The sequence below is a fragment of the Kitasatospora sp. NPDC036755 genome, from assembly GCF_040636595.1.
GTDB lineage: Bacteria > Actinomycetota > Actinomycetes > Streptomycetales > Streptomycetaceae > Kitasatospora.
Genome location: NZ_JBEZUT010000176.1, coordinates 1 through 18,157 on the forward strand (window position 1 = coordinate 1; position 18,157 = coordinate 18,157).

An 18,157-nucleotide genomic window follows, 5' to 3' on the forward strand; every position below is an offset into this window, starting at 1 on the left:
TCCGGCGGCTCCACTTCGAGCCGCTCTTCCCGGGGCAGCGGGACGGTTCGGCCGGAGGCCCCGCTGCGGCGCGCCGGGCCCCGGGGCCCGTAGGCTGGGCGGGCCACCGGTGGTACAGACCGTCACCGAAGCGCACAAAGGCGACCGAACGACAGAAGCGGGCAGGCACAGGCACATGCAGTTCGACGACCAGGGCGACCTCGACACCTCACAGGTGGACGACCGGCGCGGCATCCCCGGCGGGAAGGTCGCCATCGGCGGCGGGGCCGTGGGCCTGATCGCGGTGCTGTTCGCGGTCGTCCTCGGCGTGGACCCGCAGCTGCTGGGCCTGTCCTCCGGCTCGGGTTCCTCCTCCGGCTCCTCCTCCGCCGGCGTGCGCACCGAGGGCGAGGCGCAGAAGTCCTGCAAGACCGGCGCGGACGCCAACAAGCGCCAGGACTGCCGGATCGTGGCGGTCACCAACAGCGTCCAGGAGTTCTGGCGCAACGAGCTGCCGCGCGCCGCGAAGGTCCCGTACAAGAACGCCGAGACGGTGCTGTTCACCAGTCAGGTCTCCACCGCCTGCGGGTCGGCGACCTCCGCGGTGGGCCCCTTCTACTGCCCCGGTGACAAGAAGGCCTACTTCGACCTCGGCTTCTTCAACGAGTTGTCCGCCCGCTTCGGCGCCAAGGGCGGCCCGTTCGCCGAGTCCTACGTCGTCGCCCACGAGTACGGCCACCACGTCCAGAACCTCACCGGCGCGATGCAGAAGGTCGGCAACGACCGCCAGGGCGCCAACAGCGGTTCGGTGCGCCTGGAGCTGCAGGCCGACTGCTACGCCGGGGTGTGGGCGCACCACGCGACCACCACCCCGCAGCCCTCCACCGGCCGCCCGCTGATCGCCTCGCTCACCGACCAGGACATCGCCCAGGGCCTGGACGCGGCCGCGGCCGTCGGCGACGACCGGATCCAGCAGAGCGCCGTCGGCCGGATCAACCCGGAGGCCTGGACGCACGGCTCCGCGGAGCAGCGCAAGGCCTGGTTCACCACCGGGTACCGCAGTGGCGACTTCGCCCAGTGCGACACCTTCTCGGCCGCCAAGCTGTAGCGGACCCGCCGTCGGGAACCCACCCGGGCCCCGCCGCCTCCCCGGAGGCCGCGGGGCCCGCCCGTGCCCGCCCGAAGCCGGCAGTCGGCCCGTCGCCCGCCCCGGCCCGCCGTCCGGCCCCGGGCTTGACCTCCGCCTTGCACGGGCGCCGTCCGGTCCCGGCCGGCGTTCACGAATCTCCCACCCCGCCCCGGCCCGGCCCCACCCCGGCCCGCCCCGGCGGCCCGGACACCACCCGGACCCGTACGGAATGGGACGTCACGCCTGATTCCTCCCGGCCCAGGGGATATGCCGGACCTTCACGTCTCTCCCATCAGATGATCACTCTGCTGCCGGAATCCCGACCCCCGCAGTACGGGGCGGTCCACTCCAATTCCCTTCGCACACCCCCCGAGCTGCGAAAGGCCACCACCCCCATGACCCGCCCCGCCGACCGCCCCACGCCCGACCGGATGCTGCGCGAGGCCGCCGCCCGCCTGGACCGGCGCCGCTTCCTGACCGTCACCTCGGCGGCCGCCGCACTCGCCTTCGGCGTCAACCTGCCCTCCGCGCACGCCGACGACGCCGCCGAGATCGCCCCGCGGGCCCTGGGCGAGAACCCCTTCACCCTCGGCGTGGCCTCCGGCGACGCCACCTCCGAGGCCGTCGTGCTGTGGACCCGCCTGGCCCCGCGCCCGCTGGAGCCCGGCTCCGGCCTGCCGCCCACCGGCTCGGTCAAGGTCACCTGGGAGATCGCCCGCGACGAGAGGTTCCGCCGCGTCGAGCGCCGCGGCACCGCCCGCGCCCACGCCGAGTTCAACTACGCCGTCCACGTGGACGTCGACGACCTCGACGCCGGCCGCCCGTACTGGTACCGCTTCACCGTCGGCTCCTGGACCAGCCCCGTGGGCCGCACCCGCACCGCCCCGCCGCAGGGCCGCAAGCTCGACAGCGCCCGCATCGCCTTCGTCTCCTGCCAGGCCTACGAGGACGGCTACTTCACCGCCTACCGCCACCTGGCGAACGAGGACGTCGACGCCGTCTTCCACGTCGGCGACTACATCTACGAGTACGGCATCGACGCCGCCGGCGGCGACCGCAAGTACACCGACCGCACCCTGCCCGCCCACTACAACCACGAGACCACCACCCTGGAGGACTACCGGCTGCGCTATTCCCTCTACAAGACCGACCCCGACCTCCAGGCCGCGCACGCCGCCCACCCCTGGTACGTCACCTGGGACGACCACGAGGTCGAGAACAACTACGCCGCCGGCATCCCCGAGAAGAACCAGGACCCGGCCCCCTTCATCGCCCGCCGCGCCGCCGCCTACCGCGCCTACTGGGAGAACCAGCCGCTGCGCATGCCCCAGCCGCACGGCACCGACCTGACCCTCTACCGGCGCGTCCACTTCGGCCGGCTCGCCCAGTTCGACATCCTCGACACCCGCCAGTACCGCGACGACCAGGCCAACGGCGACGGCTGGCAGTACCCCACCCCCGAGTCCGACGACCCCAAGCGCACCCTGATGGGCGCCACCCAGGAACGCTGGTTCGCCGAGGGCCTGCGCCGCTCCAAGGCCACCTGGAACGTGGTGCCCCAGCAGGTCGTCTTCTCCCGCCGCAAGAACACCACCGCCGACCGCTCCAAGCTCTCCATGGACGCCTGGGACGGCTACCCGGCCGCCCGCGAGCGCTTCCTGCAGGCCGTCGACCGCTCCGGCGTCGAGAACCTCGTGCTGCTCACCGGCGACGTCCACGTGGCCTACGCCCTGGACGTCAAGCGGGACTTCAACGACCCGGCCTCGCGCACGGTGGGCGTGGAGTTCGTCGGCACCTCGATCAGCAGCGACGGCGACGGCGAGGAGAAGCCGTCCAACTGGAGCAACCTCATGTCGGCCAACCCGCACATGAAGTTCTACGACGGGCGCCGCGGCTACACCGTGCTCACCCTGGACCGCCACCGCGCCCGCGCCGACTACCGGGTGGTCTCCCACATCACCCGCCCCGGCGGCACCCTGTCCACCGCCGCCTCCTTCACCACCGAGGCCGGCAACCCGGGCATCCGCCCCGCCTGACGCCCCACCCGGCGTCCCGCCGCACGGCCCGGCCCCGCCGCCTTGAGGGAGGCGGCGGGCCCGGGCGCCCGCCCGGGCCCCGAGCGGGGGTACGGGCCGGGGTGCGGGCGGGGGGAGTTTCGACGCCGATCGACTGATTTGGGATCACGGTTCGGCGAACGTTGCGCCCGCCGGGGCCCGGGCGGGCCCCGGCGCTGCCGTGCGGCGGTAGGTTGCGGGCGCACACATTCATGATCGTCACGGGGGATCCACCATTTCCACTCAGCCCACCGAGCCGACCCCGCACGCCCCGGCCCCGGCCCCGCACGCCCCGACCGCGGCCCCGGCCGCGCCCGCCTACGGCGAGGGCCAACTCGCCTGCCGCTACTGCGGATCCGTCCCGGCCGTCAACGCGACCTTCCGCGGGCACCTGGGCCTCGTCGTCATCCTGAAGTACTTCAAGCGCAGCGGCCCCTACTGCCGCGGCTGCGGCATCACCGCGCACCGCGAGATGACCTCCGACAGCCTCTGGCAGGGCTGGTGGGGCATCCCCTCGATGATCGTCAACCCGATCATCATGCTGCTCAACGTCCCGCAGCGCCTGAAGGTCAACAAACTGGCGCCGCCGCTGCCCGGCGCGCCCCTCGCGCCGATGGACCCGGGCCGCCCGGTCTACCTGCGGCCCGCCGTCTTCGGCGCGCTCATCCCGGTGCTCCTGGTCTCGCTGATCGTCTTCATCGAGAAGGGCGACCCCGAGTTCGCCAAGGCCGGCGACTGCATCCACAACAAGAACCAGATCGTCCTGCCCGGTCTCCTCGACGCCAACGCCGACGTCGAGGTGGTGCCCTGCTCCGGCCCGGACGCCGACGCCCGCGTCGTGGGCCGCGAGGACGACACCACTGACGGCCAGGGCGTGTGCCGCCGCTCCTACCCCACCGCCGACGGCTACTTCACCTACAAGCGGGGCAGCGACAAGTACACCCTGTGCCTGCAGACCCTGAAGCAGAAGCCGAGCCCGATCACCCTCCCGTAGCGGGCACCGGCACCGGTACGACCCACAGTTCGGCCGGCCCGTTGATGATCGCGGACTCCAGCCGGGCGGCCGGCGCCGCCCTGGACGGGTCCAGGACGGCGCCGGGGTAGGCGCCGAACAGGCCGTCCAGGGCCACCTCGGCCTCCAGCCGGGCCAGCGGCGCGCCGAGGCAGAAGTGCGGGCCGTAGCCGAAGGCCAGGTGCTCCTTGTCGGGGCGCGCCGGGTCGAACTCGTCCGGCCGGTCCGGGTGGGCCTGCGGGTCCCGGCCGGCCGCGGCGAACCCCAGCAGGATCGGCTCGCCCCGCCGGATGACCACGCCCTCGCCCAGGTCGACGTCCTCCAGCGGGTAGCGCAGCGGAAGGTGCATCACCGGGCCCTCGTGGCGCAGGGTCTCCTCCACGACGTCCTCCCAGCTCAGCGCGCCCTCGCGGACGGCGGCCAGGTGGCGGGGGTGGGTGAGCAGCGCCTGGACGGCGCTGGTGATGAGGTTGACCGCGGTCTCGTACCCGGCGCCGAGCATCAGGAACAGCGTGTCGCGGGACTCCTGCTCGGTGCGGCGCGTCCCCTCCCCGGTCGGGAGGGCGGCCACGTCGCTGGCGAGGTCGGGCCCCGGCTCGCGCCGCTTGAGGTCCAGCAGCTCGGCCAGCGCCGCGTCCATCTCCGCGCGCCAGGCCGCCATCTGCCCGGTCGTCGCCGACGTCTTCAGCAGGGAGTCCATCACCCGGCCGATCCGGGGCCGCATCCCGGCCGGCACGCCGAACAGGTCGCAGATCACCGACATGGTCAGCGGCAGGGACAGCGCCCGGCGGATGTCCACGGCCTCGCCGGGGCCCAGCGCGCCGAGCGCGCCGACCAGGCCGGCGGTCGTCGCCGCTATCCCGGGCCGCAGCGCGGCCACCCGGCGCGGCGCGAACGAGGGCGCCATCCGGCGCCGGCCCGAGCGGTGCTCGGCGCCGTAGAGGTTGAAGAAGTTCTCCTGCAGCGCGATCGGCCCCATCGGCCACCCCTCGGGCAGCTCGGCCAGCCCGGGCCAGTGCTTGCGCGGGTCGCGGGAGATCCGCGGGTCACCGGTCAGCGCGCGGATCACCGAACTGCGCGTCACCGACCAGGCGATGACGCCGTTGGGCAGCTCGACCCGCACGGCGGGCCCGGCGCTGCGCAGCCGCGCGTTCTGCCGGTGGGGGTCCCGGGCGGTCATGTCCAGCACCGGGCACTCGCTGTCGTCTGGAGCCATGGCCGTCGCTCCTCAGGAACTCTCGGGACCACTCGGGACCACTCGGGACCACTCGGGACCACCGCCGGGACCGTCCGGATCCCGCGGGACCGCGCGGGATCGGTCGGGGCGCCCCGGGGGCGGGGCGTGCCGGGACACCGCCCACCGCGTCCGGGGCCGGTGCTGCGCCGCGGACCGGGGCCTGTGCTCCGTTGTAGAGGGGCGCCGCTCGGCCGTCAACGGAGCCTTGGCCCGTCCGGCGCACCCCGGCGCACCCCCGGCTCGCGGCTGCCCGCCGCGCGAGCGCCCCGGCCCGGCCGCGCGAGCACACGCGAGCACGCGCACGGACGGGCCCGGACGGCCCGGGGCGGACGGGCGCGGACGGCCCGGGACGGTCGGCGCGGTGGGGACGGGCCGCCGCCCGGTCAGCGGCCGCCGTCCGGGCGGCGGACGGTGAGGCTGCCGTAGGCCGACAGCGCGCCGGACGGGTCGCCGGAGGAGCCCCGCACGGTGGCGTCCAGGAAGGCGAGGGTGGCCGCGGCGACGACGCGCGGCCCCTCGGTACGGCCCAGGGAACCGACGAGCGAGGGCACCGGCGGCAGGTACAGCGGCCCGTCCGTGAAGGTGAGGTGCGCGGCGCCGGGGACGGTCAGCCGGTAGCCCGGCGCGGTGGCGGAGGCGAGCGCCTCGGTGAGACGGGGCAGGTAGCGCGGGTCGGTCGACGGGGTGATCGCCTGGGTGAGCGCGAGCGCCGGCTGGACGAGGGCGGGCGTGGCGGGGCCGTGGGGGAAGCCGTCCAGGTCGACGACGGCCCGGAAGCGGTGGTCCCGCCGGGCCGCCTGCAGAGCGGCCGCGCCGCCCATGGAGTGCCCGGCCACCGCGGCCCGGCCGGTGTCCAGGCGCCCGCTCAGCGGGTCGGCACCCTCACCGCGGTCCAGGGCCTCCAGACGGGTGAGGACGAAGCCGAGGTCGGCGGCCCGCACCGCCGTCCAGCCGGCCGCCGACTCCTCGTCCTTGTCCCGGTCGCCGCTGGAGGCGGTCCGCGAGGTGACGGTGCGGCCGTCGGCCAGGACGACGGCCGCGCAGTCGTACGGGTGGTCGAGGGCGGCGACCACGTAGCCGTGGCCGGCCAACTGCTCCGCCCAGGCGGTGTTCTGGGTGCGCGCCCCGCCCGAGCCGGGGGAGAACAGCACCACCGGGAACCGCCCGCCCCGGGCCTCCACCGGGGCGTCGGGGACGGCGTTGCCGCGGGCCCGCGCGGCGCCGTCCAGCAGGAAGCCCGGCAGGCCCACCCCCTGGGCGAGGGCGGCGGAGACGGTGCGCGCCTCCTGCCCGGTACGGCCCAGGTACGGGGCCCGCCGCGCACCGGCCGGGGCCTTCGGCGCCGGGTACCAGAGCTGGACGACGACGGTGCGCCGGTCGTCCGGATCGGCGGTGAAGGTCTCGGGGCGGCCCTGGTCGGTCCACTGCACCACCCGGGTGCCCACCGCGAACCCGCCCGACGGCTGCGGGAACACCGGCACCGGAAAGGCCCAGGCACCCACCGGGCCCGCGGCGATCAGGCCCGCGCAGGCCGCCGACCCCGGCAGCGCCAGCCACCGGCGGGCCCGCCACGCCGGCCGGCCGAGGCCGCGCCGCAGCGGCCGCAGCACGGGGCGGAGCGCGAACGGCAGCACGAGGGCGCCGCCCGCCAGCACCGGCAGCAGCTGCCAGCGCACGCCCGTCACGGCCAGGCCGAGCGCGCACGGCACGAGCACGGCCACCGCCGCGATCGTCACCCGGGGGCGGGCGGCGGGGGGAAGCCAGCGCGCCACCACCAGCGCGACGGCCCCCAGCAGGGCGAGGATTTCCAGGAGGGACATGTGCGGTCCCGCGATGATCTCGGTCACCCGGCCATGCTCGGCGCCGGGCGCACACCGCCGCATCGGCCACCGGTCGCCGCCGGACGGGACCGGGGGAGCAGCCCGCGAAGGCCCCCGTACGACCACGGAGGCAACCGGGCACACCGCACCGGCGCCCGCCCTGCGACCACGGGAGGTGACCGGCCTCCTCCTGCGGTCGTACCCCGGACCCGCGCCGTCCGACGGTGGGCGCATGCGCCGCGCGCCCGCCGCCGCCTACCGTGGCAGGGCCGCGGCCGGCACCGGGCGCGGCACGCGGCCCCCGGACCAGGCCCCGACCAGGCCCCGACCAGGCCCGACCCCGGACCAGGCCCGACTCCGGACCAGGCCCGACCCCGGACCAGGCCCGACCGCCCGCAACGCGCCCCGGCCGGGGCCGCCATGACGCCCACTTCGACGACGGGGACCTGTGATGACCGAGGCGGCCGCCGAACCCGGCCGAACCCACCGAGACCCGGCCCGGACGTGGACGCCGACGTGGGCCCGGGCCCGGGCACGGGCGTGGACACGGGACCCGGGCCCGCGGCGGTGGCGGGCCCGCCGGGCCAGGACCGCCACCCGACTGCCCCCCGTCCTGCGGGACACCCTCCTACCCGCCCTCCTGCTCCTCAACGCCGCCACCACCCGCGCCCCGCACGAACGGCCCGCCGCCACCGCCCTCACCGCCGCCCTCGCCCTGCCCCTGCTGTGGCGCCGCCGGGCCCCGCTCGCCACGTTCGCCGCCGTGGCCGCCGCCGCCCTCCTCCAATGGCTCGCGGACGCCCAACTCCCCGCCGACATCGCCCTGCTGGTGGCCCTCCACACGGTGGCCGCGCACACCGGCCGGCGCACGACACTCCTGGCCGCCGCCGTCACCCAGACCGGCGTCCTGCTGGCCTGCCTGCGCTGGGCCCCCGACGACGCCTTCCCCACCCTCCTCGTCGCACTCACCGCGATGACCGTGGCCGCCGCCGCCCTCGGCGTCAACGAGCGCACCACCCGCGCCTACCTCACCGCCGTCGAGGAACACGCCGCCCGCCTGGAAAACGAACAGGAACAGCAGGCCCGCCTGGCCGCCGCCGAGGAACGCACCCGCATCGCCCGCGAGATGCACGACATCGTCACCCACAACCTGTCCGTCATGGTCGCGCTCACCGACGCCGCCCGCTACGCCCAGCACCGCTCACCCGACAAGGCCACCGCCGCGATGCACCAGATCTCCGAAACCGGCCGCCAGGCCCTGACCGACATGCGCCGCACCCTGGGCATCCTGCGGGCCGACGAACCCGACGCCCACCGCCACCCCCTGCCCGGCATCGCCCAACTGGACGCCCTCGCCGACCAGATGCGCACCGCCGGACTCCCCACCCGCCTCGACGTCCACGGCGGCCACACCCACATCCCCGCCACCGCCCAACTCACCGTCCACCGCCTCGTCCAGGAAGCCCTCACCAACACCCTCAAGCACACCCCCGCCGGCACCCGCGCCACCGTCCGCGTCCGGTGCACCGCCGAGACCGTCACCGTGGACGTCACCGACGACGGCCCCCACCCACCACGACCCGCCCCCACCCCGCCACCCGGCCACGGCACCCCGCCCGCCCCCACCGCACCACCCGGCCACGGCATCCCCGGCATGCGCGAACGCTGCGCCGCCTACGGAGGCACCCTGCACGCCGGCCCCCGACCCGACGGAGGCTGGCACGTCCACACCCGCCTGCACCTCACCGGCACCACGGCGGCCCCCGCATGACCATCCGCATCCTCATCGCCGACGACGAAGCACTGCTGCGCATGGCCTTCGGCACCGTCCTGGACGCCCAACCCGACATGGAACCCGTCGGCGAAGCCGCCGACGGCGCCCAGGCCGTCCACCTCACCCGACAACTGCGCCCCGACGTCGTCCTCATGGACGTCCGGATGCCCGGCACCGACGGCATCGAGGCCACCCGCCAGGTCGTCGAAGCCTGCCCGCACAGCAGGGTGCTGATCCTCACCACCTTCGACCTCGACGAGTACGCCTTCGCCGGCCTCAACGCCGGAGCCTCCGGCTTCCTGCTGAAGAACACCCGGCCCGAGGAACTCCTCACCGCGATCCGCGACGTCGCCGCGGGCGACGCCGCGCTCTCCCCGCGGATCACCCGCCGCCTGCTGGACGGCATCCGCCCGCACCTGCCCGCCGGCCGCCGCCCCGAACACGACGAACGGCTGCGCCGCCTCAGCGCCCGCGAACGCGAGGTGCTCGTCCAGGTGGGCCGCGGCCTGTCCAACACCGAGATCGCCGCCGCCCTGTACCTCGCGGAGGCCACCGTGAAGTCCCACCTGGGACGGATCCTGCACAAGCTCGAACTCCGCGACCGGATCCAGGCCGTGGTCTTCGCCTACGAGAGCCGCCTCGTCCGCCCGGCCTGACCGCACCAGCCGCGTCCCACACCCCCCCCGCCCACCGGCCGAACCCCCCGGCACCGCAAGCCGCCGGCCGCCGCCGACGGCCACACCCGCACCGGCGAAGTCAACGTTTACTTCCCCGGACCGGCTCTGCATAGTGGTGGGCCGCAATCCGAAACACGAGGGGGCTCTTCCTTGTCGCAGATCCACGGCAACGCCGCACAGCAGGTCGAGCTGGAGCGGACCCGGGTGTCCGCCATCGCCGAGCTGTTCGACGAGCGGCTCGCCGGGGCGCGCGCGCAGCTGGGCCGGGTGCTCGCGTCGACGGCCGGCAGCGCGGGCGAGGTGTACGAGCGGGAGGTGGCGGCCGGACGGCTGGCGGGCGAGGTCCGCCGCCTGGAGGGCGCCGAAGGCGGACTCGTCTTCGGCCGCATCGACCTCACCGACGGCACCGTCCTGCGGATCGGACGGCTGGGCCTGCAACGCGACGAGGACGAGCTGCCGCTGCTGGTGGACTGGCGGGCCGAGGCGGCCCGGGCCTTCTACGAGGCGACACCGGTCCACCCGCTCGGCCTGCGCCGGCGCCGCCACCTGAGCCTGGCCGACCGCACCGTCGTCGCCGTCAGCGACGAACTGCTGGACGGCTCGGACCCGACCCCCGCAGACGTCGTCGGCGACGGCCCGCTGGCCGCCGCACTGCGGGAACGGCGCACCGGCCGGATGGGAACGGCCGTCGCCACGCTCCAGACCGAACAGGACGCGATCGTCCGCTCCCCGCACCGCGGGGTCACGGTCGTCCAGGGCGGCCCGGGCACCGGGAAGACGGTGGTGGCCCTGCACCGCGCCGCGTACGTGCTCTACGCGTTCCCCAAGGCCGCCGAACGCGGCGTGCTCGTCCTGGGCCCCAACACCCGCTTCCTGGACTACGTCTCCCAGGTGCTGCCCTCCCTCGGCGAGAACGACGTCGTCCTGGCGACCTGCGAGGAACTGGCCGGCGTCCGCCCGGGCGCCACGGAAACGTTCGCCCCGGCACGCCTCAAGGGCGGCGCCGACCTCGCCGACGCCCTGGCCCGCTCGGTACGCGCCCGCCAGGCCCCTGACGGGGACTTCACCGTCCGGATCGGACAGGAGTGGGTGCGCCTGTCCGAACGGCAGGTCGCCGAGGCCCGCGACGCGGCCCGCACCGGCGGCCTCGCCCACAACCGGGCCCGCCGCCTGTTCCTGGAACTGCTGGTGGACGCCCTGACCGGCGAACTCGCCCGCAGCACCGCCGAGACCCTGGAACGCCTCGACGCCGAAGTCGCCCAGCTCACCGGCATCGACCTCGACAAGATGGCCGCCCGGGACCTGCGCAACCTCGGCATCGACGACCGACCCTCCACCGGCGCCGACGAGTTCGACGCCGACGCCGTCCGCACCGCCCTCCTGGACGACGCCCACCTGGACCGCGCCGTCGAGGAGATCTGGCCGCACCTGACACCCGACACCGTCGTCGAGGCCCTGCTGACCGACCCCGACGCCCTGGCCGCACACCTGCCCCACCTCACCGACGACCAGCGGGCATCACTGCTGCGCACCCCCGGCGCGCCGTGGACCGGCGCCGACGTGCCGCTCCTCGACGAGGCGGCGAGCCTGGTCGACGGACCGCCCCGGCAGACCTTCGGACACGTCGTCGTCGACGAGGCCCAGGAACTGACGGCCATGCAGTGGCGGATGGTCGTACGCCGGTGCCCGGGACGCTCGATGACCCTGGTCGGCGACTTCGCGCAGGCGGGCCCGGCGGCCACCGCGCGGGACTGGAACGAGGCACTCGCCCCCCACCTGGGCCACCGCTTCGACCTGCGGACCCTGACCGTCAGCTACCGCACCACCCGGGAGATCCTCGCCACCACCCGGGACCTGCTCCAGCGCATCGCCCCGGAACAGCCGGCCCTCCGCTCGATCCGCCGCGGCGACGAGCCGCGGACCGTCACGGCCGCCCCGCGGCGGCTCGCCGACGCCCTGCTGCGCGAACTGCGGGCCCAGGACGCCGCCCACCCCGGCGAACTGCTCGGCGTCGTCTGCGCGGACGACCGGGTGGCGGAACTGGCGGCCGCCGGCGTCGAGGCCCACGCCCGGCTGGTCCCGGCGTCCGAGGCGCGCGGCCTGGAGTTCGACGAGGCCCTCGTGGTCGACCCGCAGGGCATCGTCGCGGCCCGGCCCGCGGGCGAACGGGACCTGTACGTCGCCCTGACCCGCGCCACCAAACGGCTGTGCACCATCACCCCCGCGCAGCCCGCCTAGGACACCCCCGCGCGTGGCCTCCCCGCCGGGTGCGCGGGAGGTCAACGCGTCGGGCGGACCATCACCGTCAGCCGCGGCGAGTGCGCCGAGGCCGCCTGGGCGTTGAACGCCCGGTAGCCCCACCCCTCGTACAGGCGCAGCACCTTCCCGTCCCCGGCGAGCGGATTCACCATCAGCACCACCCGCTCCTCACCCCGCCCGGCCAGCAGCGCGTCGTGGACCCGGCGGGCGGTGCCGGTGCCCCGCCAGGCCGGGCGCACACCGATCTCCCTCAGCGCCAGGACCGGGGCACGGGGGCCGTCCTCGGACAGCGGCTCCGCCATGCGCTTCCAGTACGGGTCACGGGCCTCGACGGTGTTGCCGTACGCGTAGCCCACCGCCCGCCCGCCGTCGTAGCCCAGGACCAGCTCGAAACCCGGGCCGGCCGCGTGCAGGCCGAGACGCTCGGTGAACGCGGCCAGACCGTAGTTCGCCAGGTGCAGCAGCGGCGCCCGCACCTCGGCGTACACGTCCAGCAGGTCCCGCCGCACGACCGGGGACAGGGCGGTGTGGTGGCGCAGTTCGACGCTCACGCGGCGGCCTCCCGGGGCGGACGGGACGTTCCTCCGCCACCGGACCCTCCGCCGTTCACGACCCACGGCATCTCCGCCGACCCGGGCTCCGTCAGGAACGAACCGAGCCCCCAGTCGACACCCCAGTTCCGGCCCGCCCAGTCCTCCCCGGGCGACCAGAGCGGCCGGGCCGGCGCCGGCCCCCACACGGCGGGGTCCGCGCGCACCAGCAACTCGTCCTCGGCGGCGTAACCCCCGGTCAGCACCGTCGCCACGAACTGCGCGAACCCGCCGTCGAAGTGGTCGAGCCGGTCGTCGTAGAACACGACCACCGGCCACCGCTCGGGATCCGGATCGGCCGTCAGCCAGCAGCACTGCTGGTGGTTGCTGTTCCACCCCCAGGACAGCAGCCCGCCCGGGTCCGGGAACACCGGGGTCGGGCCCGGCTGCTCCCAGCGGTGCTCCTCGCCCTCGATCTGGTCGCGCAGGTCGAGGTCGGAGGTGGTGCGCCAGGCCGCCAGGCCGCTCGGCCCGTCCCGGTGGAGCGGCTTGTCCTGCGGCGTGTACACGCCCCACTCGCCGTTCAGTTTCGCGCCGCCGTACAGGTCGACGAACGCCCGGTAGTCCGAGGGCAGTTGGACCCCCAGCTCGGCGGGCGCCCGCTCCCACGGGACCCGCGCCGGGGTGTACACCGGCTCTCCCATGATCGCCCGCAGTCGGTCCCACGCCTCGCTCATCGCCCGTCCCCTCGCCGGCCGTCGGCCCCGTCGGCCCCGTCGACACCGCACTCTAGGCGACGGCCCCGACAGCCCGCGGACCCCGGCCCCGGCCTACCGCTTCAGCGCCCGGTAGCGCTTGAGCAGGGCGGTCAGCGCCTGGGGGTCGGCCCTGCCGTTGAGTTCGGTGACGAGGTCCTCGGGGCAGAGCTCGTCGTGGTCGCCCCACCAGCGGCGGCCCCGGTTGTCCCGGATCCGGTAGCCGCCGGGCACGCCACGGGCCACGTAACGCCGCCGGCTCACCGGGCGACGCGCCGGGAACGGAGCCGGCTGCCGCCGGAAGCGGCCCACTCCGCTCCCCGGTCCGGGAGGCGGCAGGGCGGACAGGCGCGGTACCGGCTCGGTGCGGCCCTTCGACGACGCATCGCACCGGTATGGCGACGGGGCTTCGCCCACCTCGGCGATCGAGGGCGGTGCCGTCGGTCGGCCGGGTCCGGGCCTCCTTCCGGATACCACCGAAGCCCGGGGTGTGCCCATCGTGGAAATACCAGCCAAGGCGTCTGTCCGGTGCATGCGGGCGTGGGCCTCGCTCCGGAGCCGGACGGAGTGCCGGTGAGGTGCGGGCTCCGCCGGCCTGCCGAAGAATCGTGTCAGACCGGTTCCTCGCCATGGCGGCATGGCCGCTTCCACCGCTCCGGGCGACTTCTGCCCGCCGCGGAGCGGCCCCGGTCGCCCCCGGGTCTCGACGGGTGCCGGTGCGGCGCGGCCGCGAATCGGAGACGGTCCGCCGTCGGCGGACCGACGACCCACTGAGGAGAGGTGCCCTTCCGATGCAGATCGACCTCACCGGGCGGACCGCGCTGGTCACCGGATCCACGGCCGGAATCGGCGCGGCGGCCGCGCAGGCCCTGGCCGCCGCCGGAGCCGACGTCGTGGTCAACGGCCGCAGCCCCGACCGCGTCACCGAGACCGCGGAGCGGATCGGCGGACGCGGCATCGCCGCCGACGTCGGCACGGCCGAAGGAACCGCCGAGCTGATCCGGCAACTGCCCGACGTCGACATCCTGGTCAACAACACCGGCATCTTCGAGACCAAACCCGTCTTCGACATCACCGACGCGGACTGGCTGCGCTTCTACGAGGTCAACGTCCTGTCCGGGGTGCGCCTCGCCCGCCACTACACACCCCGGATGGTCGCACGCGGCTGGGGCCGGGTGATCTTCGTCAGCAGCGAGGCCGGCGTCCAGACCCCGCCCGACATGGTCCAGTACGGCATGACCAAGACCGCCCAGCTGGCCGTCTCCCGCGGCATGGCCCAGGAGGTCGCCGGCACCGGCGTCACGGTGAACTGCGTCCTGCCCGGGCCCACCATGAGCGACGGCGTGCTCGCCATGTTCGACGAGCTCTACCCCGGCCTCGACCCCGCCGAGCAGGAACGCCGCTACCTGGCCGAGAACCGTGCCGCCGCCTCCCTGCTCCGGCGCCTGATCCGCCCCCACGAGGTCGCCAACATGATCACCTACGTGGCCTCCGAGCACTCCTCGGCCACCACCGGCCGCGCCCTCGGCGTCGACGGCGGCCTCCTGCCCACGATCATCCCCTGAGGCGGGTGCCCGGCGCGGGGCCGGGACGGTCACCGCGCGGGCACCTTCGGCCTGCGGACCGGTCCGTACCGCGACAGGGGGAGGCGGCCCCGTCGACGGCCCCGCGTGCCCGCTGCACCCGCGTCGGCCGGACAGCTCGGTCGGACCCTCTTGCATTACGACGCGTCTGCAACTATTGTCTAAGCATGTAAGGCGCTGGTGCATTAATTGCAGTAGCGCACCTGCTCTGGCGGAGGGCCGCCGCGCATCCAGCGCCACGGCTCCGTCGGCGGGACGACCCCACAGAGGCACCCGATCTCTCCCGTGTCTCCCCCCTCCCGTGCCAGGGACGCCCCCGGCACGGAGACACCGATCGACAAGGCACCGTCATGACCCTCAAGAAGATCCTTCCCGGCAAGCTCGGCTTCGGCACCGCTCCGCTCGGCAACATGTTCCGCGCGATCCCGGACGCGGAGGCCGCCGCCACCGTCGAGGCCGCCTGGGACCAGGGCGTCCGCTACTACGACACCGCCCCCTTCTACGGCGCCGGCCTCTCCGAGCAGCGACTGGGCCAGGTGCTGTCCACCAAGCCCCGCGACGAGTACGTGCTCTCCACCAAGGTCGGCCGCGTCATCCTCGACGAGAAGGAGGAAGGCGCCCGCGACCTCGGAGAGAAGGGCGGCATCTTCGAGCACGGCAACCCCAACAAGATCGTCCACGAGTGGACCGCCGAGGCCACCGAGCGCTCCATCGAGGGCAGCCTCAAGCGCCTGGGCACCGACCGCCTGGACATCGTCTGGGTCCACGACATCGCCCAGGACTTCCACGGCGACCAGTGGGTGAGCAAGTTCGAGGAGGCCCGCACCGGCGCCTTCCGCGTCCTGTCCCGCCTGCGCGACGAGGGCGTCATCAAGGCCTGGGGCCTGGGCGTCAACAAGACCGAGCCGATCGAGATGACCCTCGCCCTGGACGAGCCGCGGCCCGACGGCTTCCTGCTGGCCGGCCGCTACAGCCTCCTCGACCACGAGCACGCCCTCCAGCGCCTGCTCCCGATGGCCCAGGAGCAGGACGTCGACATGGTCGTCGGCGGCCCCTACAGCTCCGGCGTCCTGGCCGGCGGCGCCCACTTCGAGTACCAGCCCGCCTCGCCGGAGATCATCGCGAAGGTCAACCGCCTCAAGGAGCTCGCCGCCAAGCACGGCGTCTCCATCAAGGCCGCCGCCCTCCAGTTCTCCCTCGCCCACCCGGTGAGCGCGGCCGTCATCCCCGGCGCCACCAAGCCCAGCCGCATCGCCGAGGACATCGCCGCCCTCAACGAGAGCGTCCCCGCCGCGTTCTGGCAGGAGCTGCGCGCCTCCGGCCTGGTCAGCCCGGCCGCCCCGCTGCCCAACGGCGCCTGACCCCTTACCCCCGCACACCACCCCCACCGCAGTACACAGGAGAAACGATCATGGCCTCCACCTCCGTCAGCCGCATCGTCCCCGGCACCCCCGAAAAGGTCTGGAACCTCATCGGCGGCTTCGACGCCCTGCCCGACTGGCTCCCCTACATCCCGGAGAGCGTCGCCGCCGAGGGCGGCCGCGTCCGCCATCTGAAGAACCCCGAGGGCGAAGTGATCATCGAGCGCCTCGTCGACTTCAACGAGACCGAGCGGCAGTACAGCTACGCCATCCTCCAGGCCCCGTTCCCGGTCGACGACGGCTACGTCTCGACGATCCGGGTCCACGCCGTCCCCGGCCGCCCCGACGCCGCCGAGGTCCAGTGGTCCGGCCGCTTCCACCCGAAGGGCGCCACCGAGCAGGAGGTCGTCGACCTGTTCACCGGCATCTACGCCGACGGCCTCGACGCACTGAACAAGACCCTCTCCGCCTGACACTCCAGGGTCACCCACCGCGGCCCGGGTACGCACCGAACGCGTACCCGGGCCGCGGTGGCGAGCCGCTCGGCGGCCGTTGTCCGAGGCGTGGAACAGCTGCCCGCCCACCAAGCCGCTGTCCTTGGACACCGGCCCGGCCCAGGGCTCCAGGACACCCGGCCGCCGCGAGAAGGCACCACCGTCGAACGGGCCGCCGACAAGCCCCGGAGCCACCGGGCGGTGGCGGCCCGTGACGGCGAGCGCGGCCATGCCGTCCCCGGCACGGTCACCGCAGCGGCCCCCGGGATCCGGCTCCGCGCACGAGCGGCCCGACGGCTCCTAGCGCGCCGCGGCCCGGCGTGGGCGCTCCCCACCGGGTGCGGGTGCGGGCGCGGGCGCCGGCCCGATCCGAGCCGGTCCGGCGCGTTCGGCGTCGGGCGCGTCGAGGGACTTCGCGTGCTTGGCCGCATCGACGGAACCGGGTCCGTGGAGGGTGAGTTCGAAGTCCTGGTGCGCCTTGGCGTCCGGAGCGAACGGCAGGCGGATCCGCCCGTCCGCGACCAGACGGCGCACCTCGGCCCGGCTCAGGCCGAGACCGAGCCGGAGCAGCCGCTCCACCCGGACCGGCGCGGGCAGCTCGAAGCGCACCCGCACCGGGAGCGGGTTCGGGTCGTCGAGCGCGTACAGCGGCATCCGGGTCTCCAGTTCCCACGTCCCGGTCCAGTCGAGCCGGTACCGGTTCTTCGCCGCGAGCGACGTGCTCGTCACCAAATCCCGTACCGCTGCCGGGTCGTTGGTCTCGTACGCCACCAGCCGGGCCGGCTCCAGCGTCGAGACGTGGACGCGTTCGTGGACGGGCACCTTGGAGGTCCGGTCGCAGGTCGCGCAGCTCAACAGCAGCCAGACGTCGAGCAGTTTGCCGCTCGCGTTGACGCGGATCTTCCCCGAGGCGCGGTGCCGCGTGCCGGGACAGTCCGGGCAGGGCCGGACGACGGTGGGCAGGGCGGACTGACGCACGGCCCACAGGGCCTTGCGGTCGGTATTCATGTGTGTGGGGTGCTTTCAGGACTCAGCGGGAGGGCATGCCGAACTCACTCGGCGGCTCCCGCTCTCTGACGGATGCTCACGAGGGGCGCGACCCATCGCCCCGGGGCCGGTCGTCAGGCTCCGAGGTCGATCGCGCGACAGGTACGTACGACGTGGCAGTCATCAAAAGTCCATGCGGGCGATCATGATCGCGACGGCGGTCCGCGGCAACCGAATTTCCCCGTGCCCTCGGCGGCCGAACCGGCCGCGGGCCCGGCCCGAATGCGGCCCGGATGCGGTCGGGGCCGCGGGCCCCGGGGCGGGACTCAGGGGCGGTCCCCTCCCTGAGGGGGAGAGGCCCGTCGTCCCCAGGGAGGTCCGGGGGCGGATCCGGCCTGGACCGTGGGTGGACGCCGCCGAACGGCGTGTACGAGTCGTGAAAGGAGTTCACCGCACCGGTCGAGGTCAGCGTGGTCGAAGCGGCGAACAGCGAGCTGGCGGCGATG

General features: G+C 74.7%; 15 protein-coding genes and 1 pseudogene. 9 read left to right on the forward strand and 7 right to left on the reverse strand.

Features of this window, described 5'->3' with window-relative positions; all coding sequences use genetic code 11:
• Positions 1 to 175 precede the first annotated feature (175 nt).
• The 3 genes from AB0E96_RS24610 to AB0E96_RS24620 all read left to right on the forward strand — a co-directional run bounded on the left by AB0E96_RS24610 (position 176) and on the right by AB0E96_RS24620 (position 4,156).
• Complete coding sequence (locus AB0E96_RS24610; protein WP_359827378.1) at positions 176 to 1,087, forward strand: neutral zinc metallopeptidase; 912 nt, start codon at positions 176 to 178, stop codon at positions 1,085 to 1,087.
• A gap of 416 nt (positions 1,088 to 1,503) precedes the next feature.
• Positions 1,504 to 3,144, forward strand: a complete 1,641-nt coding sequence (locus tag AB0E96_RS24615) for an alkaline phosphatase D family protein (RefSeq protein WP_359827380.1) — start codon at positions 1,504 to 1,506, stop codon at positions 3,142 to 3,144.
• A 490-nt stretch (positions 3,145 to 3,634) separates the two neighbouring features.
• Positions 3,635 to 4,156, forward strand: coding sequence for a hypothetical protein (locus AB0E96_RS24620; protein ID WP_359827382.1), 522 nt, complete (start codon positions 3,635 to 3,637; stop codon positions 4,154 to 4,156).
• Here AB0E96_RS24620 and AB0E96_RS24625 read toward each other — a convergent pair.
• Positions 4,143 to 5,390 carry a cytochrome P450 gene (locus AB0E96_RS24625; RefSeq protein WP_359827383.1) on the reverse strand — a complete coding sequence of 416 codons (1,248 nt, stop codon included), beginning with the start codon at positions 5,388 to 5,390 and terminating at the stop codon, positions 4,143 to 4,145. The two genes, AB0E96_RS24620 and AB0E96_RS24625, sit on opposite strands and share 14 nt — an antisense overlap.
• Positions 5,391 to 5,794: 404 nt before the next feature.
• A complete protein-coding gene (locus AB0E96_RS24630) occupies positions 5,795 to 7,258 on the reverse strand; it encodes a hypothetical protein (protein WP_359827385.1) in 1,464 nt (487 codons plus the stop codon).
• 424 nt (positions 7,259 to 7,682) lie between these two features.
• On the opposite strand from AB0E96_RS24630, the gene AB0E96_RS24635 reads away from it, so the two are divergent.
• The 3 genes from AB0E96_RS24635 (at position 7,683) to AB0E96_RS24645 (ending at position 11,920) form a co-directional block, all read left to right on the forward strand.
• Positions 7,683 to 9,002: a histidine kinase gene (locus tag AB0E96_RS24635; RefSeq protein ID WP_359827387.1), complete on the forward strand. Its 1,320-nt coding sequence runs from the start codon at positions 7,683 to 7,685 to the stop codon at positions 9,000 to 9,002.
• The gene (locus AB0E96_RS24640) at positions 8,999 to 9,661 is read left to right on the forward strand and encodes a response regulator transcription factor (RefSeq protein WP_359827389.1); all 663 of its coding nucleotides are present in this window, start codon (positions 8,999 to 9,001) and stop codon (positions 9,659 to 9,661) included. Before AB0E96_RS24635 ends, AB0E96_RS24640 begins: the two co-directional genes overlap by 4 nt.
• Positions 9,662 to 9,832: 171 nt before the next feature.
• Complete coding sequence (locus AB0E96_RS24645; RefSeq protein ID WP_359827390.1) at positions 9,833 to 11,920, forward strand: AAA family ATPase; 2,088 nt, start codon at positions 9,833 to 9,835, stop codon at positions 11,918 to 11,920.
• A 41-nt stretch (positions 11,921 to 11,961) separates the two neighbouring features.
• Here the strand turns inward: AB0E96_RS24645 and AB0E96_RS24650 are convergent, their stop codons facing one another.
• From AB0E96_RS24650 to AB0E96_RS24660, 3 genes are all read right to left on the reverse strand, one after another.
• Positions 11,962 to 12,492, reverse strand: coding sequence for a GNAT family N-acetyltransferase (locus tag AB0E96_RS24650; protein ID WP_359827392.1), 531 nt, complete (start codon positions 12,490 to 12,492; stop codon positions 11,962 to 11,964).
• Positions 12,489 to 13,208 carry an SMI1/KNR4 family protein gene (locus AB0E96_RS24655; RefSeq protein WP_359827394.1) on the reverse strand — a complete coding sequence of 240 codons (720 nt, stop codon included), beginning with the start codon at positions 13,206 to 13,208 and terminating at the stop codon, positions 12,489 to 12,491. Before AB0E96_RS24655 ends, AB0E96_RS24650 begins: the two co-directional genes overlap by 4 nt.
• Before the next feature lie 93 nt (positions 13,209 to 13,301).
• Complete coding sequence (locus tag AB0E96_RS24660; RefSeq protein WP_359827395.1) at positions 13,302 to 13,490, reverse strand: hypothetical protein; 189 nt, start codon at positions 13,488 to 13,490, stop codon at positions 13,302 to 13,304.
• A gap of 527 nt (positions 13,491 to 14,017) precedes the next feature.
• Between AB0E96_RS24660 and AB0E96_RS24665 the strand changes: the two genes are divergently transcribed.
• The 3 genes from AB0E96_RS24665 to AB0E96_RS24675 all read left to right on the forward strand — a co-directional run bounded on the left by AB0E96_RS24665 (position 14,018) and on the right by AB0E96_RS24675 (position 16,643).
• Positions 14,018 to 14,791, forward strand: a complete 774-nt coding sequence (locus tag AB0E96_RS24665) for an SDR family oxidoreductase (RefSeq protein ID WP_359827396.1) — start codon at positions 14,018 to 14,020, stop codon at positions 14,789 to 14,791.
• 368 nt (positions 14,792 to 15,159) lie between these two features.
• Entirely contained in the window at positions 15,160 to 16,170 is a 1,011-nt protein-coding gene (locus AB0E96_RS24670; protein ID WP_359827398.1) for an aldo/keto reductase, read from the forward strand.
• Between the two features lie 50 nt (positions 16,171 to 16,220).
• On the forward strand, positions 16,221 to 16,643 hold the full coding sequence (locus AB0E96_RS24675) for an SRPBCC family protein (protein WP_359827399.1): 423 nt from the start codon (positions 16,221 to 16,223) through the stop codon (positions 16,641 to 16,643).
• Positions 16,644 to 16,964: 321 nt separating this feature from the next.
• Here the strand turns inward: AB0E96_RS24675 and AB0E96_RS24680 are convergent, their stop codons facing one another.
• Together AB0E96_RS24680 and AB0E96_RS24685 are read right to left on the reverse strand one after the other, a co-directional pair.
• The gene (locus AB0E96_RS24680) at positions 16,965 to 17,672 is read right to left on the reverse strand and encodes a DUF1062 domain-containing protein (RefSeq protein WP_359827400.1); all 708 of its coding nucleotides are present in this window, start codon (positions 17,670 to 17,672) and stop codon (positions 16,965 to 16,967) included.
• A 394-nt stretch (positions 17,673 to 18,066) separates the two neighbouring features.
• Positions 18,067 to 18,157: pseudogene (locus AB0E96_RS24685) on the reverse strand (potassium-transporting ATPase subunit KdpA); the annotation flags it as partial.